Here is an 852-nt window from a genome sequence, read left to right on the forward strand (position 1 = left end):
TCCTTCGCTGACGCAGGCGTGGGGCATTGGCGGATTACGACCGCTCTGGTCAAAGCGCAACATGGCGACATGAGATATCCCCGCCATCACATCGTTGCTCCGGAAGCCGCTGGCTTCTTCCATTGCGTCTCCCGCTGTGTCCGCCGCGCCTTCCTTTGCGGAGAGGACGCGTACAGCGGGCGTTCCTATGAACACCGAAGGGCCTGGGTAGAAGAGCGTTTGCTGATGTTGGCGGAGTGCTTTGCCGTCGGGCTTTATGCCTACGCCGTCATGAGCAATCACGTGCACGTGGTCCTGCATGTTGATCCACAGGCGGCCAACGACTGGTCCGATGAAGAAGTGGCGGAACGGTGGGTTCGGCTGTTTCCCGTGTACGTGGACGAAGTGATTGACGAACGGCTGTGCCGGGAGAAAGCCCAGCGTCTGCAGGGCGACCCGGAACGGATGGTGGAGCTACGCCGCCGGATGGGTAGCCTGTCGTGGTTCATGCGTTGCTTGAACGAGTCGATTGCTCGCCAGGCCAATCGCGAGGACGGTTGCACCGGTCGCTTCTGGGAAGGGCGATTCAAGTGCCAGGCCCTGCTGGATGAGCAAGCTGTTCTTGCGTGCATGGCTTATGTCGACCTCAATCCGATCCGTGCGGGCATGGCGAAAGAGCTAACAGCCTCGGAGCACGCCTCGATTCGCCGCCGGATACAGCACGGGCAGGCCAGGGCAAAGTCACTGACCGCATCGTTGCGCCCGCTGGTCGGCATGCCATCGTCTCCACGGCTTTCAGTGCGAGCCATCGATTACCTGGAATTGGTGGACTGGAGTGGCCGGGTTGTGCGTCAGGACAAGCGTGGATCGATC

The 852-nt window shown here is 61.2% G+C and carries 1 protein-coding gene; it reads left to right on the top strand.

Features of this window, described 5'->3' with window-relative positions; translation table 11 throughout:
* Window positions 1-225: 225 nt before the first annotated feature.
* The coding region (locus ISP19_RS00035; RefSeq protein WP_425489210.1) for a transposase at window positions 226-852 on the top strand (627 nt) is incomplete at its 3' end.

It is taken from the genome of Dyella flava (assembly GCF_016904955.1).
Lineage (GTDB): Bacteria > Pseudomonadota > Gammaproteobacteria > Xanthomonadales > Rhodanobacteraceae > Dyella_B > Dyella_B flava.